Consider the following 25,097-nt stretch of genomic DNA (forward strand, 5'->3'; position numbering starts at 1 on the left):
CAGTGCCAGTGCCAGTGCCAGTGCCAGTGCCAGTGCCAGTGCCAGTGCCAGTGCCAGTGCCAGTGCCAGTGCCAGTGCCAGTGCGGAGACGGGGGTAGGGGCGGCGTGCGCCTTTCTGGCCCCGGGGGGAGTCTGCCGGTGGTTACCCGGCCTTTCATGCTGCATGACACGCAGGTTTTGTGTAACCACGGTTATGCCGTGCTGGTTTCCGCTGTAACGCACACGCCCTTATGGGCGGCAGAGCATCTGTCGCGTGAGAGCGTGCGGTCGGCATCCCACCTGCATCGGGCGGGGTCGTTTTATGAAGATACCCGTTGGCCCGGTACTAGCCATTTGAGCGACTTCGCCCATTCAGGCTACACGCGCGGGCATCTGGCCCCCAGTGCGGACCAGCCCGACCCGACGGCACAGTTTGAAACCTTTGCCCTCTCCAATATCGTGCCGCAGACGGCATCGCTCAATCAGGGGCAATGGGCACGGATCGAGCGAACGGTGCGTAGTCTGGCCCGGAAGGAAGGTGAGCTTTACGTGGTGACTGGGCCTGCCTTCCACACCAGTCCTATCCCCACCATCGGTCAGAGCGGTGTTTTTGTGCCGAGTTCGACCTGGAAAGCCGTTTATTCACCCCGTCGCGGGCGGGCTGGGGTGTATGTATGTAAGAATGTGAAAGGCCCACCGCGCTGCGATACGGTGTCGGTGGCAACACTGATCCGCAATACAGGTGTGAACCCTTTCCCCGCTTTGCCCGATACGGTGCAGAATACTTTCTGGCATCTGCCATCGCCCCGCCGTCTGGATGAGGGTGGCTGAGGCGACAGAGCGGGCACACCCGGTATCCACGTCGGATGTACCCGTTATTCACAGACTTACCCGCCGGAGTATCCACGGAATCTGTGGACGAATCGCAATGGGGCCCTACGACGCCGTAAAGGCATGGTAAATCACCGTGCATTGTGGTGAGAAGCGCTTGCAAAATAAAACTCAAATTGAGTTATAGAAATATTAAATAATGCCCCTGTAATATTTTTTTTAGATTGCACGCAATTGAATGGCGTGGGTCAGGACACTATGTTTTCACAGGGTGGGGTAGGGAGTTTTGCTGTCTGCTCCCGATTATATGCTGAGATGGAATAAATATCATGCGTCTTAAATTCTCCCTTCTGGCTGCGGCAGCTCTCATGGTTAGCGTTGTTCCGGCTCAGGCTGAAACCCTTCATGCCCGGTGGGAGGAATACAAGGCTGGTCGGGCCATGCGCCACCTCTCAGCAGACGGGCAGAAAGCCATGACAGACGTTTTGCAGGCACGTGACCTTTTGAGTCAGGGCAAAACCGATGCGGCAATCCCGCTTCTGTATGACGCGCAGAAGCGCTTTGCAGCCGCTGCTACGGATAACCATCGTTTCATGGCGGCGGAAAGCCAGTTGCAGCCCGCGCCGAGCCACCCGACCGCGGCAGACCACAAGCCTGTAACCGGGTCGGTGACATGGGTTCCTGTCGGTGGAGAACTGGTCGTAACCGATACGCTCGCACCTGAGAAAAAAGCCGCAATCCAGACTGCTAACAAGCAGTTGAAGGCCGGGCAGACCCAGCAGGCACAGGAAACACTGGCCGTTGTTGGGCAGGATACGGATTTCATTATTGCTCTGGCACCGCTTGAGCCCTCGCAGGGCGCTCTGAACCGCGCGAAGGTCTTTACGGAAGGGCGTCTGAGTTCGCAGGCGGTTGATGCCCTGAACGACCTGCTGGATGGAGTCGTGTTTGTGTCTGATGACTTTGTGGAACAGCAGGCTGCTTCTCCCACGGCATCGGCCCCTGCCAAAACAGCCCCTGCGACTCCTGCTGCCTCTGCTCCAGTAGCCGCTCCGGCTGCGGCTCATTAATTCAGTCAGATAAGGTTCAGGCATGCGGGCGTTATGTGCCTCATGCCTGAATACTGGCGGTTAACCGCTATTTTTTTACGACGAAATGGCGGTGTAATCAGGAATCAGGCCCGAGAGAAAGGGCCTGATTTTTTTTGTTGCATTAGATGAGAATGTTTCTTATTATCAAAAAGTCACGGCGATGATGGTATCAAGCTGGTGGGGCAAGGGGCATCGCCGTGACACGCCATCCCCGGCGTTTTATCAAGCGATCTCGTACCCCCGAACCCTGCGGTCAGGCTTGCATCCCCGTCAAAGCCGCAGGGGTGTTGCACTCTCCTTGCCCCACCAGATTTTCCTTTCAGTTTTTCAGCGTTTGCCTTCAGGCAGGGCGCGATAGGGCACAACGCCACGGGCATCATTGCCTGTATCGAGCGCGCGGCCCGATACAGGTAGCGAGCGGTGGCTGCAATTATCCCGCACGCAGGCCCGGCAACCGGGGCCGATTGGCACCACAAGGCTGTGGTCTTCCATGTTCAGGCCCGCCGCATAAACCGTCTCCTGACCATTGGCGATGGTGCAGCCCAGCACAATGGCAATCTGGCGTGGCTTGTCGGCATAGGTCAGGCCTTCGCGGCTGACGGTGCGGGCAATGTTGAGGTAGATCGAATCATCGGTTGTCTGGGAAAGCTGCACCTGTATCTGTCCCGGCGTGGCAAAGGCCCGGAAAACATTCCACAGCGGGCAGGGGCCACCAAAGCGGGCCAGTGCAAAACGGTTGCCTGAAAAACTTTTGAGAATATTGCCGGCTATATCCAGTTTAAGAAAATAGAACGGAATGCCTTCCTGCCCCGGTCTTTGCAGGGTGCTGAGCCTATGGCTGACCTGCTCGAAGCTCACACCAAAATGGCGGCGGATACAGTCAATGTCGTGGCGGGTCTGGTCTGCCACGTGCAGGAGCCGCGTGTAGGGCAGCAGCAGCGCCCCGGCAAAGTAATTGCCCAGATAAACGCGGGCCAGCGCAATGGCGTTGGTATCTTTGGGGCCTTCGCGCCGCAGAATGCGCGTAATAAGGGTATTGTGCTCAAGCTGGCCGATAATCTGGGCCAGATAGAACAAGGTGCTTTCCGGTGGCTGGTTGGGGGGGAGCAGGATACGGCGTTTTTGCCGGTCTATGCGCCAGACCAGACCTCTGGCTTCCATATCGGCATCTGGAGCCAGTGTCAGGCCGTGCTGGCTGAGTAGGTGGGCGGCAAGGGCTGTGCCGAGTGAGCCATCTTCTATCTTCAGGTTTTCGTAAAAGAGTTCGGCTGCGCGGTCGAGTTCATGAAAGTAGTTGCGGTGCTCCTGCACCCAGTCGCCCACGGTTTCGTAAGGCTCCTGCGGCAGAGAAAACGTGGCTTCATCCTCGCGGCGTTCGCGTTCGGCGGCATAGGCACGGTAGAGAGACAAAAATGCATCGCACAGGTCTGGGCTCTGGCGTACGGCCTCAGCCATTTTGACCAGCGGTAGCGGGCTGTTCTTGAAAAGCGGGTCGGCCATGGTTTCGCGCAGGGCCTGCACCTTATGCGCCTCGCGGGTATCGCTGAACCATGCCGGGGTGATGGTAAAATGCTCGCACAACGCCTGTAGCAGATGGTCGGGCACGGGCCGGTGGTCGCGCTCCATCTGGTTGAGATAGCTGGGCGAAATATCAAGAATTTCCGCTAAAGAGGCCTGAGTAAGGCTTTCGCGCTGGCGGAGCTGGCGCAGGCGCGGGCCTGCAAAGAGTTTGGTCTTGTTCCTGGGCATGGGACGGACTTCGCAGACTTTGCAAACGGGAAAATTCCCTTCGCCTCTTTTTACTCTTATCTGCCTCCTGTTCCACACAACAGTCTGCGACATTTGGCGTGTCGTCATACCAGACCAAAGGTTGGACCAATGCAGTATCATGATGTTCGAGTGCATCCGGAAAGTGATCGTCTGCCGCGCGCGGATCAGCTTGCGTGGAAGATTGCCGAGGTTGCGGCGGACCCCGTGGCGGTGGAAGAATCTGTCACGGACATGATCATCAATCGCGTGATCGACAATGCATCGGTGGCGGTGGCCTCGGTCAACCGTCATCCGGTCATGAGTGCGCGGGCTGAGGCACTGGCGCACCGCCGGGCCGATGGCGCAACCCTGTTCGGCATGGGGCCGGATGTGCGCGTGCATGCCGAGTGGGCAGCATGGGCCAACGGTACCGCCGTGCGTGAGCTGGACTACCACGATACATTTCTGGCGGCGGAATACTCGCATCCGGGCGATAATATTCCGGGTATTCTGGCCGTGGCGCAGCAGTGCCGCCGGAGTGGCGCGGATCTGATCCGCGGCATTGCCACGGGTTATGAAATCCAGATTGATCTGGTGCGGGCAATTTGCCTGCACAAGCACAAAATCGACCATGTAGCGCATCTTGGCCCGTCGGTTGCCGCGGGTATTGGCACGCTGCTGCGTCTGCCCCCTGCTATTGTCTATCAGGCAATCGGGCAGGCCCTGCATGTGACAACGGCCACGCGCCAGAGCCGCAAGGGCGAGATTTCCTCATGGAAAGCCTACGCTCCGGCCCATGCAGGCAAGATGGCAGTTGAATCCGTTGATCGCGCCATGATGGGTGAAACATCGCCCACCCCCATCTATGAAGGGGAAGATGGCGTGATTGCCTGGATGCTCGATGGCAAGGACGCCCGTTACAGCGTGCCGCTCCCCATGGCAGGTGAGCCCAAGCGCGCCATTCTGTCGTCCTTTACCAAGGAACATTCCGCCGAATATCAGAGTCAGGCGCTGATCGACCTTGCCTTCCGCATGGGCAAGAAGATCACGAACTGGGATGATGTCGCCGATATCCTGATCGAAACCAGCCACCACACCCATTACGTGATTGGCACCGGCTCAAACGATCCGCAGAAGTTTGACCCCGGTGCCTCGCGCGAGACGCTGGATCATTCGATCATGTATATCGTGGCCGTGGCGTTGCAGGATGGTGAATGGCATCAGGTGCGTTCCTATGCCCCCGAGCGGGCGCGCAGGCCGGATACGGTGCGGTTGTGGCAGAAGATCCGTACGGTGGAAACACCAGATTGGACAGCCCGCTATCATGAGGCCGACCCCAACAAGAAAGCCTTTGGCGGGCGCATCATCATCCGCATGAAGGATGGTTCCGTTCTGGAAGATGAACTGGCCGTGGCCAATGCGCACACGCTGGGGGCCGCGCCGTGGGTGCGGGCGGATTATATCCGCAAATTCCGCATGCTGGCCGAAGGTGTCGTGCCGGAAGCGGAGGTGGCGCGGTTTCTGGAAATCGTCCAGCGCCTGCCTACGCTTGAGGCGGGGGAACTGCATCTGCTTGAACTGCTCATTCCCGCACAGGACATGCAGCAGAATACCGCGCAGGGCATTTTTAATTTCGGGCAGGTGCAGGGGGCTGCGGCCATCCGCCAGCCTGCCGAGCTGACATCCTGACACAGGAAAAGAAGAGGGGAGCAGAACAGTGACCGCCGAACTGCATAAAAAACCCAAGAAATCCGTGGCTCTTTCAGGAACAGCCGCAGGTAATACGGCGCTGAGCACGGTCGGCCATAGCGGTAACGACCTGCATTATCGCGGTTACGATATTCGCGATCTGGCCAGCACCTGCACGTTCGAGGAGGTTGCTTACCTGCTCATCCACGGCTACCTGCCCAACAGCGCCGAGCTGGAAGGCTACAGGCAGCGCCTGTGCGGCATGCGCGATATTCCTGATATCGTAAGGGCTGCACTGGAGCGTCTGCCTGCGGCCACCCATCCTATGGATGTGCTGCGCACTGCCGTATCGGTTCTGGGCTGCGCCCTGCCGGAGCGGAGCGACTGCCCCGCCGCCGGTGCGCGAGAGATCGCGGACAGGCTGGTAGCCAGCACGGGTCGATGCTGCTGTACTGGTATCACTACTCCAATCACGGCAAGCGGGTTGAAACCAGCACGGATGATGAGAGCGTAGGCGGGCACTTCCTGCAGCTTCTGCACGGCAGAAAACCGCAGGAGGACTGGGTGCAGGCCATGCACACATCCCTCATCCTGTATGCCGAACACGAGTTCAATGCCTCTACTTTCACGGCGCGTGTGGTGGCGGGAACGGGGTCGGACATGTATTCGGCTATTACGGGGGCCATTGGTGCCCTGCGTGGCCCCAAGCATGGGGGGGCCAATGAGGTGGCGCTGGATATCCAGCAGCGCTACCACACGGCCGATGAAGCCGAGGCGGATATACGCCGCCGTCTGGCGGAAAAGGAAGTGATCATCGGTTTCGGCCATCCGGTTTACACGATTGCCGACCCGCGCAGCGATATCATCAAGGATGTCGCCCGTGACCTGTCGCGCCGCAACGGCAGCATGCGCCTGTATAACGTAGCGGAGCGCATAGAGCGGATCATGGCTCAGGAGAAAAGGATGTTTCCTAATCTCGACTGGTTCAGCGCGGTTTCCTACAACGCCATGGGTATCCCCACGGCCATGTTTACGCCCGTGTTTGTCATGGCGCGTGTTACAGGCTGGTGCGCGCATGTCATGGAACAGCGTGTGGACGGCAAGATCATCCGGCCTTCGGCCAATTATGTCGGCCCCGATGTGCGGCCATTTATTTCCCTGCGCGAACGCGATGGGCTGGAGAATGCAGCATGACCTACCTGATCGGAGCGGATATGAACGCGATCCCCGCGGGAAAGCGGTTTCGCGCTCTCATGAGCCAGAAAGGCATTATGCAGATTCCGGGAGCCCATAACGGGCAGGCGGCCCTGCAGGCGAAAGATAATGGGTTCAATGCCCTGTATCTGTCAGGGGCGGCCATGACCGCCAGCATGGGCCTGCCTGATCTGGGGATCATTACCGTGGAGGATGTCTGTTTTTTCATCCGCCAGATCGTGCGTTCAAGCGGGCTGCCACTGCTGGTTGATGGCGATACGGGCTATGGCGAAACCCTCAACGTCATGCACATGGTGCGGGCTTTTGAAGATGCGGGTGCGGCTGCGGTTCATATCGAGGATCAGATACTACCCAAGAAATGCGGCCATCTGAACGACAAAAAGCTCGTTTCGCCGCAGGACATGGCGCAGAAAGTAGCTGCTGCTGCAAAAGCCCGGCGTGATATGGTCATTATTGCCCGTACGGATGCCGCAGGCTCCGAAGGATCGATGGTGCGGTGGCCAGAGCCCGCCTGTATTACGAGGCCGGGGCGGATGCGATTTTTCCAGAAGCACTGACATCTGTTGAGATGTTCAAGGAGTTTGTCAGACGTCTGCCTGATGTGCCGCTGCTGGCAAATATGACGGAGTTTGGCCGCACGCCTTACCTGAGTGCCAGCGAGTTTGAGGAAATGGCTACGCATGATTATCTGGCCTGTCAGCTCCCTGCGGGCAGCCAACAAGGCGCAGGATGAGCTGTACAAAACTATTGCCCGGACAGGTGGTACCCGTGATATGCTTGAAAACATGCAAACCCGCGAGGAACTTTACAAGACTATCCGTTATTATGACTATGAAGCTCTCGATGCGGGTATTGTTTCTACCGTGTTGCCGCATATTGGTCAGCCTGATCGGAGTGCCGCCTGAATATCGGCTGCCTGTGTAAACATTTTTTCTGTCCCGAACAAAAATAATAAAAAGGGGAACGGAGTCATGACAGACACAACAGTGATACCCACCGGTTTTTACGAAAACTATCCCGCTCTCATGTCCGCTCAGGGTCTGGATTCTATGCGTGAGCATGCCAACCGTGATCCTGATGGGTTCTGGCTGCAACAGGCCCAGCGCGTGCACTGGCATAAAAAGCCCACGCGAGGGTTTAGCGGCAGCTTTACGGGCGATGTTTCAATCCGGTGGTTCGAGGATGGGCAACTCAACGTGTCCGTCTGCTGCCTTGACCGGTTCCTGACTGAAAAGGCCGATCAGGTCGCGCTGATCGCCCATCGTGAAGGGCATGGCCCGGCTGAAAAACTGACCTACACCATGCTGCATGAGCGTGTGTGCCGCCTTGCCAATGCCCTGAGCCATCTGGGGGTTGAAAAAGGCCAGCGCGTGGCGATCTGCCTGCCCATGTGTTCCGAGGCCGTTGTGGCTATGCTGGCCTGCGCGCGTATTGGAGCCGTGCATGTGGTGCTGTTCGGTGGTTTTTCGGCTGAAGGCATTGCAGAGCGGCTTGTGGACAGTCAGGCGGTGGTGGTCATTACCGCCAGCACCGCACGCCGTGGCACTAAAATGGTGGCGTTCAAAGAAACTATGGATGCAGCGTTGCAGCGGGCCGGTGCGTCCTGTGCCGTGCATTCCATGCTGGTAGTGCGCACATCGGACGAACCGGTGATGATGCTGCCGGGGCGTGACCATGACTATCATGGTTTTGTCGATCATTTCGAAGCGGATTTCGTGCCGGTGATCATGAAGGCGGAAGACCCGCTTTTCATGCTCTATACCTCTGGTAGCACGGGCAAGCCCAAGGCCGTGGTGCATAGCTGTGGCGGCTATATCGTGTGGGCAGCTTACACCATGGGTATGGTGTACACCTTCCGCCCTGACGATGTGCTGTGGTGCACGGCGGATGTGGCATGGATTACGGGCCATACCTCGGTTGTGTACGGGCCGCTGGCCAATGGCGGTACCACCATGATTTCCGACAGCCTGCCCGGGCACCCTTACCCCGGCCGGTGGTGGGATCTGGTGCAGGAAAACCGGGTGACCATGCTGTTCACAGCCCCAACAGCCGTGCGGAGCATGATGGCCGAAGGGGATGAGGTGGTGAAAAAGCGCGACCTCAGCTCGCTGCGTCTGCTCGGGGTGGCAGGCGAGCCGATCAGCGGATGCTTGGCTGTGGTATCATGATGTGGTGGGCCAGAAGCGCTGCCCCGTTGCCGATACATGGTGGCAGACCGAAACGGCAGGGGTGGTGCTGGGGCCGGTGCCGGGTGCGCAGCCGCTCAAGCCGGGTTCTGCTAGCACGCCACTGCCCGGTGTGGCCATGCGGGTGATCGACCCGCAGGGCAAGACCGTGGAAGGAGCCGGGGAGGGAGCGCTGTGCATTGCCCGTTCATGGCCCGGTCAGGCGCGGACAATCTGGGGGGATCATGCACGGTTCGTACAGACCTATTTCAGTGCTGCTCCCGGCCTGTATTTTACAGGGGATGGCGCGCGGCGTGATGAGGACGGCTATTACTGGATTACCGGCCGTATGGACGACGTGATCAATATTGCAGGCCACCGTCTTGGCACGGCAGAGGTGGAAGACGTGTTGGGTGAAGACCATCGTGTGGTGGAAAGTGCCGCGGTGGGGATTCCTCACCCGGTCAAGGGCGAGGCGCTGGTGGTGTTCGTCATTCCCCGTAAGGATGCGGCGGGTGAACTGACGGAAGACGGCATAGGGCGTTTTGTGGCCAAGCAGCTTGGCCGCTATGCGGCACCCGAGGCGGTCTATCTGGTACCTGATCTGCAAACGCGTTCGGGCAAGATTGTCCGCCGCCTCCTGCGTAAGATCGCACAGGGCGAGACGGAAAATTTTGGTGACCTGTCGGCACTTAACGACATGGCGGTGGTCAAGATCCTGTGCGACAGGGTGTGGGCGCAGTCCACTTTTGGAATGGGGGTTCCCGAGCAGGCCAGGGCTTGAACCTCAGCTAAAGTCCTGCATGACGGGCTTGCCAGGCGCGGCAAGAGTGAAAGGTCAGGGAGTGTTCCCTGGCCTTTCCATTTATGCGGTGTTCAATCCTGTAATGTAGCGATGTCCAGGCGGCGCACGCATAGAAAAGGCGGGTGAACGGTTTTTTTGGTGGCGGGTAGGGGCGGTAGTGTGTCCAGCACACTGTCCCGTGGGGAGTAGCGCGACCCCACCATGACAGGAAGTTGACTGGAACTGGGAACAGAGCCCAGTGCTATAAGTGTCGAGATAGCTGGTAGAAGTCGGAACATAAAGCACGCCTTTTCGCTGCCGCTCGTCCATTCTGCGCGTTTATCATTTAATGAAGCATTAAAAATGTTTTTGTGAAACTATTTCCATCGGTTTTGTTCTGCCTATTCAGTAATACGCTTTTTACAATTCGTGTTCAGGCAGGGCAGAGCGGGTGCGCTCCGCCTTTCAGGCTACAGGGGCGGGAGGAACTGGTGTAATGGTGCTCTCACTGCCAAAACCGGACGAGCGTAGCACGGCCCGTCATGTCGTTATCGCCTCTTTTCTGGGGTGGATGCTTGATGCCTGTGACTTCTTTCTTGTGCTGTTCACGCTCGATAATGTCGCACATGGCTTTGGGGTATCCCTTGAAGCCGTTCTGCTGGCCCCCACGCTGACACTGGTGACAAGGCCTATAGGGGCCTTTCTGTGCGGGCGTGCAGCGGACCGCTATGGGCGCAAGCCGGTATTGCTGGCGACAATCTGTGTCTATTCGCTGATTGAACTTCTTTCTGCTCTGGCACCGGGGCTGGGGGTGTTCCTGTTCCTGCGCGCGCTGTTTGGCGTGGCGTTGGGAGGGGAATGGGGTGTCGGGGCCTCGCTGATGATGGAAAGCGTGCCGCCCGGCTGGCGTGGCACAGCGTCAGGTATTTTGCAGGCGGGGTATCCTGCTGGCTACCTGCTGGCCTCGTTGCTGTTCCTGCTGCTGCCGGTGATAGGCTGGCGTGGCCTGTTTGTGCTGGGAAGCTGCGCTATCTTCTCGGCGCTGTATATCTGGCTATGCGTGCCGGAGAGCCCGGACTGGCTGGCCCGCCAGAAAGCCGGTGCTGGAGCGCCAGCAGGTGAGCGCGCCCCCGGATTGCTGGCCGTGGTGCGTAACAATGCCATGCTGTGCGTGTTCGCCGTGGTGCTGATGTCCGCCTTTAATTTCATGAGCCATGGTTCACAGGATTTGTACCCCAAGGTCTTTCTGGGGCTGGAACGGGGCCTGCCTGCTCCCACCATTACCCTTATGGTGGTGCTGTACACGCTAGCGGCCATGGCGGGAGGCCTGTGTTTTGGCATGCTTTCACAGCGTATAGGGCGGCAATACGCCATTGCTCTGGCGGTCTGTCTGGTGTTGCCGGTTCTGCCGTTATGGACCTTGCCGCATTCAGCTTTGTGGCTGGGTGTAGGGGCGGTGTGCATGCAGTTCTGTGTGCAGGGAGCTTGGGGCGTGGTGCCTGCTTATCTGAACGAGCTTTCTCCGGCTTCGATCCGGGCGACGTTCCGGGGCTGGCCTATCAATGTGGCAACCTGTTTGCTGCCAGCACACCTTTGTTGCAAACGGGCATAGCCCGGTTGTGCGGTGTGGGGCTTGCTCCTGCGCTGATGGCGGTTGTAGGCGGTGGCGCGCTGGCCGTACTGGTGCTGACCTTGCTTAATGCCCGCAGGCAAAAGGCTGAATCGGGCCTGTATGAGGGGTCACCCTTTGCTGATAGTGCAGAGGTTTGAGGGGATGGTGCAGGCTGCATTTGTGCCGGTGGTCCAAGCCGCCTAAACAGGGGGCACTGGTAACGCTTGGCATGGGAAGTCATGAAGGATCTGTTTGAAGGACATCATGTAGGGACCTCGCGCCCGCTGAAACTGTCTGATGATGTCGTGAGTACGGCCACGTATGGCGGCCCGGAAAAATGTTACCGCTATACGCTCCGGCGCGTATGGGATCCGACACGGCACCTGCTGATGTGGTTGATGATGAACCCTTCCGTTGCGACAGAGCAGGGGGATGACCGCACGGTGGCCAAATGCCAGCGCTATGCCCGGGCCTGGGGGTATGGAGGCATGCTGGTGGGTAACACCTTTGCCTATCGCTGCACGGACCAGACACGCCTGCTGGAAACGCCGGACCCCGTGGGGCCGGATAACGATGCCGCCCTGCTGGCCATGGCGCGCGAGGCCGATAAGGTGATCGCGGCTTATGGTTCGCCACATCATCGGGAATTGCGCGCGCGCGGGCCCGAGGTTGTGCATGGCTTACAGGCCCATGGCATTGCGGTTTATGCGCTGCGGCTCAGCACATCGGGGCGGCCGTGCCATCCGCTCTATCTGCCCGCCAGCCTGACACCGGTTCTGCTGCCTGAACAGGCAGGATAGGCACAGGCCCGATATGGCCCGTGTTGACGGCAACGGCGCATCGGTATCGGATGGAGCATGTAATGATGATGGGTAACGGAAGGAACGCAGGATCGTGACGGAACAGGGCAGCGCGCAGAGTGAAAACGGGCAGGATGTGGCGCAGGGTGGCTATCTGGCCTCGGCTGAGTTCAGCACCATGCTGGACCGGCTGGGAGCCGTGGCCGCGCGTACCGGGCTGAATGTCGCGCCGGGCCAGCAGGTGATCCTGACAGCGCCACTCAGCGCCGTGCCGCTGGTGCGCCGGATTACCGAACACGCCTACAAGGCCGGTGCTTCGCTGGTTACGACTTTCTACTCGGATGATGAGGCCACGCTGGCCCGTTACAAATATGCAGCGGAACCCACTTTTGACACGGCCGCAGGCTGGCTGGCGCAGGGCATGGCGGAGGGCTTTCGCGCCGGGGCCGCGCGTATGGCGGTTACGGGCTCCAACCCGACCCTGCTGGCAGGCCAGAACCCTGATCATGTCTCTCGCGCCAGCCGTGCGGCCTCCGCGGTTAATCGTCCGGCCATGGAAATCATCACCAATTTTGATGTGAACTGGTGCATTGTCGCGGCAGCGACTCCGGCTTGGGCCAGTCAGGTTTTTCCCGATATGGCGCCAGATCAGGCGCTGGAAGCCCTGTGGCGGGCCATTTTTTCTGTCTCGCGCCTGACCGGGGCTGACCCCGTAGCAGATTGGGCTGCCCATAACGCTATCCTGCACAAACGTGCATCCGCGTTGAATGATGCCCGTTATGCAGCGCTGCATTTTTCGGGGCCGGGCACGGATCTGACGGTAGGGCTGGCCGATGGTCACGACTGGGCCGCGGGCTCGGAACTGGCGGGCAATGGCGTGTTGTGCAACCCCAATATTCCTACCGAGGAAGTCTTTACCACGCCGCACCGCCTCAAGGTGGAAGGCACGGTGTGCAGCACCAAGCCGCTTTCCTATCAGGGGTCGCTCATAGACGGGATTCAGGTGCGGTTCGAGCAGGGGCGCATTGTGGACATGCACGCAGCACGCGGGCAGGAAACGCTCATGCGGGTACTGGACACGGATGAAGGGTCGCGCAGGCTGGGCGAGGTGGCCCTTGTGCCGCATTCCTCTCCTATTTCGCAAAGCGGTATCCTGTTCCAGAACACCCTGTTTGATGAAAACGCCGCGAGCCATATTGCGCTTGGGCAGGCCTATACAAAGTGCATGCGCGATACGCAGGGGCAGGATCAGGCAGCCCTTGCCGCGCGCGGTGCCAATAGCAGCCTTATTCATATCGATTGGATGATTGGCTCAGGTGCCATTGACGTGGATGCCCTGACGGCGGACGCTACGCGCGTGCCGCTCATGCGTAAGGGTGAGTGGGTTTCAGACGTTTGATGGAACAGATGAAAGAGGGGGTGGGGATGTCTTTTCTCCGTAAGGCAATGCAGCAGCGTCAGGATGCAGGGCGTGGTTTTGGCCGGTTCTGCCGTGTGGCGCTGGGTGTAACCGTGCTGGCAGGGAGTGTGGTTGCAGGCGCTGCGCAGGCGCAGACCACCGCACCGGTAGGCGCTGGCGGGCAGGCTTCGGGCCTGACCCCCGAGCAGGTTGCCACCATGCAGCATGATATGGAAACGGCGCTGCATTATCATCTGGCACCCGATGTGCTGCCACGCCTGTCGGCCACCCTGCGGGGTATTCAGGCAGCGGGTATTCTGCCCCCGGCGCGCTATGGCATGTCGCTGGACCAGCAAGTAGGCTGGTGGAGCAGGTTCCGGGGCTGGAGGCCATTCTCAAGGCGCACGGCTTTACGGCACATGACTTTGTCATGAGCCTGACCTGTGTGGGGCTGACCACCAATTTCATGAATGTTCCGCCCTCTCAGGCTAAAGGCAACATGCCCACGCCTGATGCGCAGAATGTCGATCTGCTCAAGAGCAACCCCAAAGCGCTTCAGGAGTTGGTAGGGGTGCTGCGCGGCGCACGACAGAGTAGCAGCACGTCCGTGCATTAAAAAAACGACAAGGGGGGTGTTAGCCTGTTCTTAACATCTGTCTGGTCTGATCCAGACAGACCCCCGTGTTTGTTGGCACTCAGGTGAGGATGCGACAGTGACCGGTTTTACCTCCGCCGATTCCACCGCTGCCGTTATGCGGGCCACCGCCTATTCCGGGCAGGTTGATGCAACCGACCGCGTAGGGGCCGTTACCCCAGTCAGCAGCGCCACACAGGCTAAAACAGGCAACGATACGGTTGTGCTCTCCAACCTGGCTCTTGAAGCGCTGGGTGATCTGGGGATGACGGGCACGGTGTCTTCCAGCACGCTGGATAGCGTTTTATCAGCCGCCACCCGCTTTACAGAGGGTGCGGTGCTGGTTGATGCGCTCAATAGTGCCCAGCGCTCTGAAGCCACCGCCCTGTTGGAGGCCATGCCGCAGCCCACTGTCAGTATTGGAGATGCCACGGCGCAGCTCGTTCAGGCTACCCGTCTGGCGGGGCTGGAGCAGATGCTTTCCTCCGGGCTAGGACTGGCGGCAGAAACACAGCTTTTTCCCGCTCTGGCTGAAACGGACAGCGTTTCCCTGCTGTTGCAGGCCATAGCGACTGACACTTCCGCTACCAGCACGCAGGGCACACAAGGCGGAGGGCAGACACTCCCTGCCCAGACCGGGCAGGCCCAGACTGCCTCGGCCTCAACTGCATTGCAGGCTTTGGCGGGTGGGCAGGCCAGCACGGAGGCCGCAGCGGTAGCCGCACTTCTGCCCGCCTTGCTGGAAACGGTTGCCCTGAGCGAAGACAGCTTTCTGTCATCAGTCTTTTTTGCATCGGGGCTCCGGCCTTCGATTACCCTGCCGGGGCTTATGCTTTCAGGTACGGCACTGACATCGGTTGCCACAGCACTGGAAAATGCCCTGTCCGGCACGGAACTGACGGATACACAGAAGGCCGTTTTGCTGAACGCATTCAACATGATGCAGGCAGAGGCCGAAACCGGCGGCGTAATTGGCGGGCCGGGAGGCGGTGCGCAAACGGGTGGACTTTATGCTCCACCGGCTCTGTATCACCCGACTGGCACCAACTGGCCCCTGTACAATCAGGTATCGCAAGCCGGGCTCTCTTTGCCCGAAGGCCCGGCAGAACTTGCCGCCAGCATGACCATGGAGGCCGTGGCGTATGAAAATGCCGTGCATCCCGGCCTTGCGGGCGAGGTGCGGCGGCATGATGGTACGCTGTATGCCCAGACCCAGCAGGGCTTGCCCCTGTCCAGCCTGGAAGAAATGGGTCGGAGTGCCTCTAGCGCGGCTTCCAACGAAATGAACAGTTCCGTGGCGCTGGCAGCACTTATGTCTGGTCTGGGTGGCAGTGGTGCAGAGATGGAGGCAGCGTCTTTCTCCAACGCCATGCTGAATAGTACCGCCCTTACATCAGTTATTAATGCGGGCTGGACGGTGCTGCTTTCAGGCTATCAGTTCCGTCTGTATCCGCCCTATGTCCGGCGCAGGCCAAGCTGGTGGCGCAGGCTGCGGGTCTGGCGGACCTCGCCAGCGGCCCCCAACCCGCAGGATGATGCCTTTTATGGCGGTGGCACCCACTCGGGTGGATACACGGCCTAGAACATTCGTTTTGAACGTCCGGTTCGCCAGAAGTCGGGTCAGGGAAGCGCCTTTGGCGCGGTTTCAGAGGGTTGTGGGCAGGTTGGCTCCGGAGGCAGCTCGAGGCTGCGCAGGGTGCCGTTCATGCGGAAATCACCAAAATCCAGATCCAGCCTGTCCACGACCCCATTGGCGTAGGAATGCATGCCAATGGAGTAGGCTGGCGTCATATCCTGCCGGGAGCGATCATAATACGCGACATGGATATGCCCCGCAGGCAGCATGCGTAGGGCAGGCGGGCTGTTGGGCGCGGGAGTAGCTGCCCAGCCCACCAGCGTTGCGTAGCTGTCCTGCGCACCATCGGGCAGGGTGCCGTCAAAGAGCGGGGTGGCCAACTCGCTCTGCTGTGCCATTGCTGCGCTGATCAGCGCACCGGTATGTGCCATGGGAAACATGGTGCCGGGTGGCAGGTTGAGTTTTTTGGACAGTGGGCGGTCATAGGTCACAGAACCGGAGCCATCGGTATTGATCTGGGCCTGTCCGCTAACGGTTTGCAGGATATGGCCATTCACCTGTTCCTGCGTATGGAATGTCAGATGCCGTCCATCCAGACTTTCGCTGGTGGTGTAATCGGACAGCATGTGTTCGGGGCCATGTTCGCGCGTAATGCTCTGGATTTCCAGCTTCTGCACGGTTTCCCATGCGGCACATGTGCGGTGGACGGAATAGCTCATGCTGCCAGAGGCATCGGTTGTGCCGCCCCCGGCGGTTTCCACCAGATCGAGGCTGTACCGTACATTCTGTGATGCGAGTGAGGCAGGCCGGGCGGCCGCGCACACGGCGGCGGGCAGAAAGAAACAGGATGCAAGCAGCAGGCAAAGAGCAGGCGTAGCGGGAGAGCGGGCCGTAAACAGGTAAAAAATCATGAGGGCAAGGGAAAGCATCTGACGGTTTTATGCAACCGTAAGGTGTATAAAAAATCGCGTGAGACATATGGTGTCTGGGTGGAAATGCTGCCTCTAGAGCGGATATCGCCAATATGGTTGCGAGTTGCCGTGGCCATTACTGTTGGGTGTATGGCTCCCTGTTGAGCAGCGCAGAGGCGTTGCGGTCATGAAGGTGCTTGTATTCTTAAACGCTGATAGTGCGCTGAACAGACTATCCTGTATGAAGCACAGGATAATTTTTTTTCTGTACAAGAGCATTTAATACCAAAATAATTGAGGCTTTCTGTTTTCTGGGGGGTGAAATTTATCAATTAATTACGGATAAAAAATGTATTTATACATATTTTTCTATTATCATGATTTTCGGAGCATGATAGATGTTAAAAAAGTGATAGAGAGTTTGAAATGCTAGGTAATAGCAAGCGATATATTTCCATAGAAAAAACAAAAACATATCTTTATTTTTTGTTTTTATATGTCGTTATTGCGTCTCTTTCCATCACTTACACATCGTATCGGGTCGGACACGCTACGATATGGCCAGCGGATGCTCTCATGCTGGCTTCCATTTTTTCAAGAAAAATAGATAATATACAAAGCGCTACGCTGATCACCTTTCTGGCGAGCCTTATTGCCCAGACCATCTGCGGATACCATGGTTTTTATATGGTTCTGTATGCTTTGGTCAGTTCAATCCAGATTTTTCTCTCATGCCATGCTTATAGAATTTATATCAGAAAAGGCCTGATTTTTTCGGACTATAAGTCCATTTTGGTTTTTAATATCAGTTCAGGGGTCATTTTTCCCTTTATCTGCGCGATACTGGGCGGCACATTTAATGCTCTTGAAGCTGGTAGCCCTTTTCTAGGTGATTTTGTGGACTGGTTTTTCAGTCTATCTCTGGGCAATGTAACATTTGCACGGCCCTTTACTTATATTCTCAGCGGCGCACTGCGCGACAATATCAGAAATGCGTTTTCGACCAAAAAAGGTATTTTTGTATCCTGTCTGTCCATTCTGATTACGGTTGTCTCGTCATATCTCGTATTCAACCAGAGTGCTTATCCTTTTCTGTTCATTCCCACGTCATTAGTTATTGCAAATTCACTGCTCTGTGGTGAGGTTCTGGGTTCCAGCACGGTCATGCTCGTGTCCATGCTGGCAATTCATTTCACGTTCAGGAATTCTGGCCCGATCGTGCTGATGCATATCGGTTATCTGGGGCAGGAAGCCATTTTGCAGATCTATCTGCTGTTTCTGGTTTTCACTGAGCGTGCGGTGTCCATCATTTTCATGCGCAATGAAAGCCTGATGCAGGGAGTGGCCGCCAGAGAGCAGATGCTCAATGTGATGATGTCAAACGCAACGGATAGTATTGTCAGTATTGGTTACGATGGTCTGTGCCGCTGGGCAGGTGGGGCTTCGCTCGATCTTCTGGGATGTAGTGCTTCGGATGTCGTGGGGGAGAACATCATTCATGTTCTGGGTGCGGATGAAGTGAATGAAGGGGTTCTACGGTCATTTTTTGAAGATGACAGCAAGACCATCTATACGTTCTCCTACCGTTCCGCTTACAGGAAGATACTGGTTCTGAATGTCAGTTTCAGAAAATTCTGGACGGGTGGTGTCGTGTCTGGGGCAATCGTGACCGTACATGACATTACCAAGGAATCAGAAAAATTGGCTGATGCAATACAGCGTTCTGAAAAAGATCAACTGACAAGGCTGCTGAACCGCGCGGGTTTCAATGAAAAAATGAAAACCCTGATCGGTTCGAATATCAAAACCTTCTGTCTGTCTTATATTGATATTGATCACTTCAAGACCATCAATGACACCTATGGTCATGAAGTCGGTGATCTTGTTCTAACTAAAATCTCCAAACTCATGCTCACGGAAATGCGCGAGGTTGATATCGTTTCCCGCTTTGGGGGAGATGAGTTTGTTATTGCCGTGCTGAGCGATGAGGAAAAGGCGGGCGAGGTTTTTGAACGTCTTGCTCAGCGCGTAAGTGACGAGACTTTTGAAATCAGCCCGGCCCAGAACATCAAAATTACAATAAGCTGCGGATTTGCCAGATACGCGCAGGGCAAGATGCTCGATCTTCTGATACAGGAGGCTGATACCGCCCTGTATGATGCCAAACGCACCGGGCGTAACCGGGTCTGTGCCTTTAATAATCAGAAAATGGTGCTGCAACCGCTGGATGCATGATCCGGCCCGAGGGGGCGGAGGTGTCTATGCGGTCAATGGCGCGCGGGCCAGCGTCCCGCCCTGTTTTTACAGGGCGGGGTATTGTTGTCTTCAGTCTTTGACAGTGACCGGCTTGGGCTTGGGAAGTGCGAGCGCCAGTGACAGTTCCTTGATACGCTCGGCGGGCACCGGGGCAGGGGCGCCCATCATCAGATCTTCGCCCTGCTGGTTGAGCGGGAACAGGATGACTTCGCGGATATTGGGTTCATCTGCCAGCAGCATGACAATGCGGTCCACACCGGGGGCGGAACCACCATGGGGCGGCGCACCGTAGCGGAAGGCGTTCAGCATGCCGCCAAAGCGGGCTTCCACTTCGCTTTCGGGGTACCCTGCAATTTCAAAGGCCCGCACCATGACTTCGGGCAGATGGTTACGGATCGCGCCGGAAGACAGCTCAATGCCGTTGCAGACGATATCATACTGGTAAGCCAGAATATCGAGCGGGTCTTTGCTGTTCAGCGCATCCAGCCCACCCTGAGGCATGGAGAAGGGGTTGTGCGAGAAATCGACCTGCTTGGTTTCCTCGTTGAGTTCGTACATCGGGAAATCGGTAATCCAGCAGAACCGGAAGGCATTTTTCTCGATCAGGTCGAGTTCTTCCGCAAGGCGGGTGCGCACAAGGCCGGAGAACTTGGCTACGTCATGCCCTTTGCCTGCGGCAAAGAAAACGGCATCGCCCGGCTTTAGGCCCAGTGCGGTGCGGATGCTTTCCACGCGGCGGGCCTCAAGGTTTTTGGCAATGGGGCCCTGACCACCGTCTTCATTGAAGGTGATGTAGCCAAGCCCGCCCGCGCCGTTTTCACGCGCCCAGGCATTGAGCTTGTCAAAGAAGGAGCGCGGACGGTCGCCCGCACCCGGTGCCGGGATAGCGCGGATTTCGCCACCATCTGCCGCAATTTTTGCAAACAGCCCAAAGCCCGAACCGTCAAAGGCTTCCGTGACGTCGGTAATCAGCAGCGGGTTGCGCAGGTCAGGCTTGTCCGAGCCATACACCTTCATGGCGCGGGCATAGGGAATGCGCTCGAAGGGGGCGGTGCTGACGGTGCGGCCATTGCCGAACTCCGTGAACAGTCCGCTCATGACCTCTTCCATCACGGCGAAAATTTCGTCCTGTGTGGCGAAGGCCATTTCAAAATCGAGCTGGTAGAACTCACCGGGGGAGCGATCTGCGCGGGAGGCTTCGTCACGGAAGCACGGAGCAATCTGGAAGTAGCGGTCGAAACCGGCCACCATGGCAAGCTGCTTGAACTGCTGCGGGGCCTGCGGCAGGGCATAGAACTTGCGGGGTGGTTGCGCGAAGGCACCAGAAAGTCACGAGCCCCTTCGGGGGATGAGGCGGTCAGGATCGGGGTCTGCAGTTCCACGAAGCCCAGCTTGGTCATGCGGTGGCGCATGCTGGCGATCACTGAGGCGCGCAGGCGGATGTTGCGGTGCACCTTGTCGCGGCGCAGGTCGATATAGCGGTAGCGCAGGCGCAGTTCGTCGGAATAGTGTTCCTGCCCGGCCACCTGCAGCGGCAGCACGCTGGCAGCGGACTGGAGCACAAATTCACGCGCCCGTACCTCGATATCTCCCGTGGCCAGATCCGGGTTGCGGGTGCTCTCTTCGCGCAGAACCACTTCGCCAGTGACGGTTATCACGCTTTCAACGCGCACATGTTCGACCGTTTCCATGACGGGCGAACCCGCGGGGATAACAATCTGGGTAATGCCGGTCTCGTCGCGCAGGTCAATGAACAGCAGCCCACCGTGGTCCCGCTTGCTGTGTACCCAGCCGGACAGGCGGGTTGTGGCGCCCGCATCGTGCGCGCGAAGGGCCGAGCAGCTGTGGGAACGGTAGGGGTGCATGGCTGTGTCCTGAACTCTGGCCCGTTGTGCGGGCATGGCTGTGACCGGAAAAAGAGAATGCTCTAGAAGGCGGAGGAAGCAGGGGCGGGGCCGATATGTCAAGGCTGCATTCGGCTGTAATGGCGCGCCAAGCTTGCTTTGAGGGGGCTTTTCCTGTAAGGCGCAGCCACCACACGGGCACCCCTGGAGGCACGTGTGATGACAAGTTCTTTAGGAGAGACCAACGTGTCCAAGATTACATCGATTGAAGCTTCGGCGCGCGCGAGGGCTGGTAAGGGGGCAGCGCGGGGCGACGAGGCGTGAAGGTCTGGTGCCGGCTGTTGTTTATGGTGGCAACCAGGAACCCGCTCTGATCGCGCTTGATCCGCGCGTTATCGTCAAGGGCCTGCAGACGTCTGGCTGGCGTTCACGCGTGTATGAAATCACGGTGGACGGCAAGGTTGAACGCGCCCTGATCCGTGACGTGCAGCTGCACCCGGTGAAGGATTCGCCGGTTCATGTCGACTTCCTGCGTCTGGCCGCTGGCTCGCGCGTGCATGTTGAAGTGTCCGTGCATTTCGTGGGTGAAGACAAGTCCCCCGGCATCAAGCGCGGTGGCATGCTGAACGTTGTGCGCCACACGGTTGACGTGGAAGTGGAAGCGGATCGTATTCCCGAGTTCTTCACGGTTGATCTGTCCGCGCTCGACATCAACGACAACGTGCGTTGGGAAGACGTGAAGGGCACCGAGGGCGCGAACCCGGTCTCTCACGAGCCTAACTTCGTGATCGCCAGCATTGCCGCGCCGAGCGTGGACACCACGGCGACCGAGGAAGCCAAGGCTGATTGGTCCGGCTTTTTTAAGGTCACTGGCTGAATAGCACGAATGTGGGGGCATACGCGGTGCGTATGCCCCCCGTTGTGTTAAGGATATGAGGTAAAAGCAGGCTATGCTGCTCTGGGTCGGACTTGGCAATCCCGAGTCCTCCATGCGTCGGCACCGGCACAATGTCGGTTTCATGGCGGTGGAAGCCATCGCGGCGCGTTACGGGTTTTCACCCTGGCGCAACCGCTTCAGGGGCGAGGTGGCCGAGGGCCGCGTGGGCGGGCACAAGGTGCTGGCGCTGCTGCCCATGACTTATATGAACCGTTCGGGTGAGAGCGTGCAGGACGCGGCTGCGTTCTATAAAATCCCGCCCGAGCGGATAACCGTTTTCCATGACGAACTCGACCTTGCGCCGGGCCGGCTGCGTATCAAGCAGGGTGGCGGGGCCGCAGGGCATAATGGCCTGCGCTCGACGGATCGTATGCTGGGCACGCCCGAATACTGGCGTGTGCGGATCGGCATTGGTCATCCGGGCGAAAAAGCGCGGGTGCATGGCTGGGTGCTGGGAAATTTTACGGACTCTGACCGCCAGGAATGGCTGGACCGGACGCTGGAGCGCATGGCGGATGCCGCGCCCCTGCTGGCCGATGGCCGGGCGGATCAGTTTATGACGCGTGTTGCATTACCGGATGGGAGCAAGGGCTGATGGGTTTCAACTGCGGGATCGTGGGGCTGCCCAATGTGGGCAAGTCCACTCTGTTCAACGCGCTGACGGCTACGGCCACGGCGCAGGCGGCCAATTATCCGTTCTGCACCATAGAGCCAATGTGGGCCGTGTTGCGGTGCCTGACCCCCGGCTGGACGCGCTGGTGCGTATCGGCAAATCGCAGCGCGAGATACCGACCAGCTTGAATTCGTCGATATTGCCGGGCTGGTGCGTGGTGCCTCCCGTGGTGAAGGCTGGGCAATCAGTTTCTGGCCAATATCCGCGAGGTGGACGCGGTCATTCATGTTCTGCGCTGCTTTGAGGATGACGACATCACCCATGTCGAAGGTGGTGTGGACCCGGTGCGTGACGCTGAAATCATTGAAACCGAGCTGATGCTGGCGGATCTGGATTCGCTGGAAAAGCGTCTGCCCAACCTGCAGAAACGCGCCCGGAACCGTGACGCCGAAGCTATGGCCCAGATCGAAGTCATGGAACCGATCATGGAGGCCCTGCGCGAAGGGCGGCCCGTGCGTGCCGTTATTCCGGCGGGGCAGGAGGAAACGGTGCGCCGCCTCCAGCTTCTGACCAGCAAGCCGGTTCTGTATGTCTGCAATGTTGAGGAAGACGCAGCGGCTGAAGGCAATGCCTTTTCGCGCAAGGTGCAGGCCATGGCCGAGGCGCAGGGCGCTGCGGTCGTGATCGTTTCTGCTGCGATCGAGGCGGAAGTCAGCCAGCTTGAAGATGCGGAACGCCGTGAATTCCTTGAAGGGCTGGGCCTCAAGGATAGCGGGCTGGACCGCGTGATTGCGGCCGGTTACGGCCTGCTGGGGCTGCGGACCTATTTTACGGTTGGTCCGAAGGAAGCCCGTGCTTGGACCATTACGGCAGGCACGAAGGCACCGCAGGCCGCGGCTGTCATTCACAATGACTTTGAACGTGGCTTCATTGCTTGTGAAACCGTCGCATACGAAGATTATGTTCGCTATGATGGCGAGGTCGGGGCGAAAGAAGCCGGGCGTCTGCGTATTGAAGGGCGTGAATACGTCGTGCAGGATGGCGATGTGCTACTGTTCCGCTTTAACGTCTGAAGTGCGCAGCCTTTTAATTTTACTGGAACAGGGCCGCAGGGTGCGGCCCGCCAAACCGGAATGGAGATAGGAACACCGTCATGATCACGGAGGGAGACAGTCTGCAGCATGTGGCGCAAGGGGCCGTTCCTGTTCAGCAGGGTAACGGTTTGCCAGATGCGGGACCGATGATCGCACTTGCCCGACGCGCCCGGCATGCGTCGCGGGTGCTGGCCCAGAGTTCTTCTTCTGATCGAGACAAGGCGCTCTGGGCTGCTGCCGCAGCCCTGCGCGAGATGGCCCCAGCCATTCTGGAGGCCAATGCCCGTGATCTTGACGCTTCTACCGCCACCGCTGCTTTCCGTGACCGCCTGACCCTTACCCCCGAGCGGGTGGAGGCCATGGCGCAGGGGCTGGAAGCCATAGCGGACCTGCCTGACCCCGTGGGGCAGGTTCTGGAAGAATGGACACGCCCGAACGGGCTGCGCATTCGCCGTGTGGCAACCCCGGTTGGGGTGATTGGCGTTATTTACGAAAGCCGCCCCAACGTGGGGGCTGATGCCGCAGGTCTGTGCATTAAATCCGGCAATGCCGTGCTGCTGCGGGGCGGTTCTGAAAGCCTGCAGAGCGCGCGGGCCATTCATGCCGCTGTTCAGGCTGGCTTGCGTGCTGCCGGTCTGCCGGCAGACGCGGTGCAGATTGCTCCCGATGCAGACAGGCGGCATGTGGCCGATATGCTGGGGGCCGCTGGTCTGGTGGACCTGATCATTCCGCGCGGCGGGCGTTCACTGGTCGAGCGGGTGCAGGCCGAGGCCCGTGTGCCGGTGCTGGCCCATGCGGAAGGGCTGTGCCACACCTATGTGCACGCGGCGCAGATCCTGCATGGCGCGCCGGATTGTGCTGAATGCCAAGATGCGGCGCGTGGGCATTTGTGGTGCCACGGAAACCCTGCTGATTGACGCGGCGATAGCTCCCTCCCTGCTGCCGCAGATTGTGGCGGATCTGGCTGATAAGGGCTGCACGTTCCATGCAGATGAGCGCGCACGCGCCATTGTGCCTGAACTGCCCGCCGCGACAGAAGAGGATTTCGCGACGGAATGGCTTGATGCGGTGCTGAATGTGGCGGTGGTTGATGGCGTGGAAAACGCGCTTGATCATATCGTGCAGTTTGGCTCATCCCATACCGAAGCCATTGTGACATCGGATGAAAGTGTTGCCATTCGCTTCATGAACGGCGTTTCCAGTGCTGTGGTGATGTGGAACGCTTCCACCCAGTTCTGCGATGGCGGAGAGTTCGGGTTCGGGGCCGAGATCGGTATTGCCACAGGGCGTTTCCATGCCCGTGGGCCGGTGGGTGTCGAGCAGTTGACGACCTTCCGTTACGAAGTGATCGGGAACGGTCAGGTCCGGGCCTGAAAGCCCCGGCCCGGCGGATAACACAAGCGGGCAGGGAGTAGACATGCCTTCTGATCTGCTTCCGCCTGCGTTGTCCGCTTCTGCTGGGCGTTCCATTCCTACATGGGGTGATGGGCGTCGGGCGCGGATCGGCCTGCTGGGGGGGTCTTTCAACCCCGGACATCTGTGGCACCGCACGATTGCGCGGCGTGCGTTGAAGGTGCTGGGGCTCGATCAGGTGTGGCTGATGGTCTCGCCGGGCAATCCGCTCAAGGCAGGGCAGGCCATGGCTGCGTTCGATGCCCGCATGGCCACTGCTCGCGCGCTGGGTGATGGTCGTAAAATTGTGGCGACGGATATCGAGGCGCGACTCGGCAGCCGTTACACGGTGGATACAGTTGGGCTCTTGCGGCGGCGTTTTCCGCATGTGCGGTTTGTCTGGCTGATGGGGGCCGATGGCCTTGCCTCACTGCCACGCTGGAAAAGCTGGCGCGTTCTGGTGCATGATCTGCCCATAGCGGTGTTCCCGCGGCCGGGGCAGAACGCACCAGCACTGAACGGGGCG

The 25,097-nt window shown here is 58.7% G+C and carries 15 protein-coding genes and 7 pseudogenes; 19 read left to right on the forward strand and 3 right to left on the reverse strand.

The window, feature by feature from the left end; translation table 11 throughout:
- Positions 1 to 156: 156 nt before the first annotated feature.
- Together JCM25143_RS18565 and JCM25143_RS09920 are read left to right on the forward strand one after the other, a co-directional pair.
- On the forward strand, positions 157 to 810 hold the full coding sequence (locus JCM25143_RS18565; protein WP_081773554.1) for a DNA/RNA non-specific endonuclease: 654 nt from the start codon (positions 157 to 159) through the stop codon (positions 808 to 810).
- A gap of 329 nt (positions 811 to 1,139) precedes the next feature.
- On the forward strand, positions 1,140 to 1,880 hold the full coding sequence (locus JCM25143_RS09920) for a YfdX family protein (RefSeq protein WP_025861023.1): 741 nt from the start codon (positions 1,140 to 1,142) through the stop codon (positions 1,878 to 1,880).
- A 348-nt stretch (positions 1,881 to 2,228) separates the two neighbouring features.
- Here the strand turns inward: JCM25143_RS09920 and JCM25143_RS09925 are convergent, their stop codons facing one another.
- Entirely contained in the window at positions 2,229 to 3,650 is a 1,422-nt protein-coding gene (locus JCM25143_RS09925; protein ID WP_025861024.1) for a helix-turn-helix domain-containing protein, read from the reverse strand.
- Positions 3,651 to 3,779: 129 nt separating this feature from the next.
- Here JCM25143_RS09925 and JCM25143_RS09930 point away from each other — a divergent pair, with 129 nt between their 5' ends.
- The 10 genes and pseudogenes from JCM25143_RS09930 (at position 3,780) to JCM25143_RS09970 (ending at position 15,530) form a co-directional block, all read left to right on the forward strand.
- A complete protein-coding gene (locus JCM25143_RS09930; RefSeq protein WP_025861025.1) occupies positions 3,780 to 5,339 on the forward strand; it encodes an MmgE/PrpD family protein in 1,560 nt (519 codons plus the stop codon).
- 28 nt (positions 5,340 to 5,367) lie between these two features.
- Positions 5,368 to 6,533, forward strand: a pseudogene (gene prpC / locus JCM25143_RS18570) (bifunctional 2-methylcitrate synthase/citrate synthase).
- Positions 6,530 to 7,459: pseudogene (gene prpB / locus JCM25143_RS18575) on the forward strand (methylisocitrate lyase). Before prpC ends, prpB begins: the two co-directional pseudogenes overlap by 4 nt.
- A 172-nt stretch (positions 7,460 to 7,631) precedes the next feature.
- Positions 7,632 to 9,503, forward strand: a pseudogene (locus JCM25143_RS18580) (AMP-binding enzyme).
- 496 nt (positions 9,504 to 9,999) lie between these two features.
- Positions 10,000 to 11,273: pseudogene (locus tag JCM25143_RS18585) on the forward strand (MFS transporter).
- An 81-nt stretch (positions 11,274 to 11,354) separates the two neighbouring features.
- Positions 11,355 to 11,915 (forward strand): DUF1643 domain-containing protein, encoded by a 561-nt coding sequence (locus JCM25143_RS09955; protein WP_025861026.1) that lies wholly within the window; start codon positions 11,355 to 11,357, stop codon positions 11,913 to 11,915.
- A 178-nt stretch (positions 11,916 to 12,093) separates the two neighbouring features.
- Entirely contained in the window at positions 12,094 to 13,314 is a 1,221-nt protein-coding gene (locus JCM25143_RS09960; RefSeq protein WP_081773555.1) for an aminopeptidase, read from the forward strand.
- Positions 13,315 to 13,340: 26 nt separating this feature from the next.
- Entirely contained in the window at positions 13,341 to 13,748 is a 408-nt protein-coding gene (locus tag JCM25143_RS23990) for a hypothetical protein (RefSeq protein ID WP_234395164.1), read from the forward strand.
- The gene (locus JCM25143_RS23995; protein ID WP_234395165.1) at positions 13,745 to 13,930 is read left to right on the forward strand and encodes a hypothetical protein; all 186 of its coding nucleotides are present in this window, start codon (positions 13,745 to 13,747) and stop codon (positions 13,928 to 13,930) included. The genes JCM25143_RS23990 and JCM25143_RS23995 overlap by 4 nt, the downstream gene beginning before the upstream one ends.
- A 97-nt stretch (positions 13,931 to 14,027) precedes the next feature.
- Positions 14,028 to 15,530 carry a hypothetical protein gene (locus tag JCM25143_RS09970; protein ID WP_025861028.1) on the forward strand — a complete coding sequence of 501 codons (1,503 nt, stop codon included), beginning with the start codon at positions 14,028 to 14,030 and terminating at the stop codon, positions 15,528 to 15,530.
- Between the two features lie 38 nt (positions 15,531 to 15,568).
- Here JCM25143_RS09970 and JCM25143_RS09975 read toward each other — a convergent pair whose 3' ends face one another.
- Entirely contained in the window at positions 15,569 to 16,453 is an 885-nt protein-coding gene (locus JCM25143_RS09975; protein WP_025861029.1) for an EipB family protein, read from the reverse strand.
- A gap of 408 nt (positions 16,454 to 16,861) precedes the next feature.
- Here JCM25143_RS09975 and JCM25143_RS09980 point away from each other — a divergent pair, with 408 nt between their 5' ends.
- Positions 16,862 to 18,670, forward strand: coding sequence for a diguanylate cyclase (locus JCM25143_RS09980; protein WP_025861031.1), 1,809 nt, complete (start codon positions 16,862 to 16,864; stop codon positions 18,668 to 18,670).
- Positions 18,671 to 18,760: 90 nt separating this feature from the next.
- On the opposite strand, the pseudogene aspS reads toward JCM25143_RS09980, so the two are convergent.
- Positions 18,761 to 20,556, reverse strand: a pseudogene (aspS, locus tag JCM25143_RS18595) (aspartate--tRNA ligase).
- Between the two features lie 198 nt (positions 20,557 to 20,754).
- Here aspS and JCM25143_RS18600 point away from each other — a divergent pair.
- The 6 genes and pseudogenes from JCM25143_RS18600 to JCM25143_RS10010 all read left to right on the forward strand — a co-directional run.
- Positions 20,755 to 21,412: pseudogene (locus JCM25143_RS18600) on the forward strand (50S ribosomal protein L25/general stress protein Ctc).
- A gap of 73 nt (positions 21,413 to 21,485) precedes the next feature.
- Complete coding sequence (gene pth, locus JCM25143_RS09995) at positions 21,486 to 22,067, forward strand: aminoacyl-tRNA hydrolase (protein ID WP_025861032.1); 582 nt, start codon at positions 21,486 to 21,488, stop codon at positions 22,065 to 22,067.
- On the forward strand, positions 22,067 to 22,273 hold the full coding sequence (locus tag JCM25143_RS24760) for a GTPase (RefSeq protein WP_267879940.1): 207 nt from the start codon (positions 22,067 to 22,069) through the stop codon (positions 22,271 to 22,273). The genes pth and JCM25143_RS24760 overlap by 1 nt, the downstream gene beginning before the upstream one ends.
- A 48-nt stretch (positions 22,274 to 22,321) precedes the next feature.
- On the forward strand, positions 22,322 to 23,158 hold the full coding sequence (ychF, locus tag JCM25143_RS18605; protein ID WP_267879941.1) for a redox-regulated ATPase YchF: 837 nt from the start codon (positions 22,322 to 22,324) through the stop codon (positions 23,156 to 23,158).
- An 80-nt stretch (positions 23,159 to 23,238) separates the two neighbouring features.
- Positions 23,239 to 24,553, forward strand: a pseudogene (locus tag JCM25143_RS18610) (glutamate-5-semialdehyde dehydrogenase).
- A gap of 43 nt (positions 24,554 to 24,596) precedes the next feature.
- Positions 24,597 to 25,097 (forward strand): nicotinate-nucleotide adenylyltransferase (locus JCM25143_RS10010; RefSeq protein ID WP_051543204.1); only part of this gene is annotated, 501 nt, incomplete at its 3' end.

The sequence above is a fragment of the Acetobacter papayae JCM 25143 genome, assembly GCF_000613285.1.
GTDB lineage: Bacteria > Pseudomonadota > Alphaproteobacteria > Acetobacterales > Acetobacteraceae > Acetobacter > Acetobacter papayae.

What these genes read in the sequence shown, in the direction of transcription:
- JCM25143_RS23990 (WP_234395164.1), top strand. Translation starts at nt 13,341, where the DNA reads ATGTCTTTTCTCCGTAAGGCAATGCAGCAGCGTCAGGATGCAGGGCGT.
- JCM25143_RS23995 (WP_234395165.1), top strand. Translation starts at nt 13,745, where the DNA reads ATGAGCCTGACCTGTGTGGGGCTGACCACCAATTTCATGAATGTTCCG.
- JCM25143_RS09920 (WP_025861023.1), top strand. Translation starts at nt 1,140, where the DNA reads ATGCGTCTTAAATTCTCCCTTCTGGCTGCGGCAGCTCTCATGGTTAGC.
- JCM25143_RS09975 (WP_025861029.1), bottom strand. Translation starts at nt 16,453, where the DNA reads ATGCTTTCCCTTGCCCTCATGATTTTTTACCTGTTTACGGCCCGCTCT.
- JCM25143_RS09930 (WP_025861025.1), top strand. Translation starts at nt 3,780, where the DNA reads ATGCAGTATCATGATGTTCGAGTGCATCCGGAAAGTGATCGTCTGCCG.
- JCM25143_RS18565 (WP_081773554.1), top strand. Translation starts at nt 157, where the DNA reads ATGCTGCATGACACGCAGGTTTTGTGTAACCACGGTTATGCCGTGCTG.
- JCM25143_RS09955 (WP_025861026.1), top strand. Translation starts at nt 11,355, where the DNA reads ATGAAGGATCTGTTTGAAGGACATCATGTAGGGACCTCGCGCCCGCTG.
- JCM25143_RS09925 (WP_025861024.1), bottom strand. Translation starts at nt 3,650, where the DNA reads ATGCCCAGGAACAAGACCAAACTCTTTGCAGGCCCGCGCCTGCGCCAG.
- pth (WP_025861032.1), top strand. Translation starts at nt 21,486, where the DNA reads ATGCTGCTCTGGGTCGGACTTGGCAATCCCGAGTCCTCCATGCGTCGG.
- JCM25143_RS09960 (WP_081773555.1), top strand. Translation starts at nt 12,094, where the DNA reads ATGCTGGACCGGCTGGGAGCCGTGGCCGCGCGTACCGGGCTGAATGTC.
- JCM25143_RS09980 (WP_025861031.1), top strand. Translation starts at nt 16,862, where the DNA reads ATGCTAGGTAATAGCAAGCGATATATTTCCATAGAAAAAACAAAAACA.
- JCM25143_RS24760 (WP_267879940.1), top strand. Translation starts at nt 22,067, where the DNA reads ATGGGTTTCAACTGCGGGATCGTGGGGCTGCCCAATGTGGGCAAGTCC.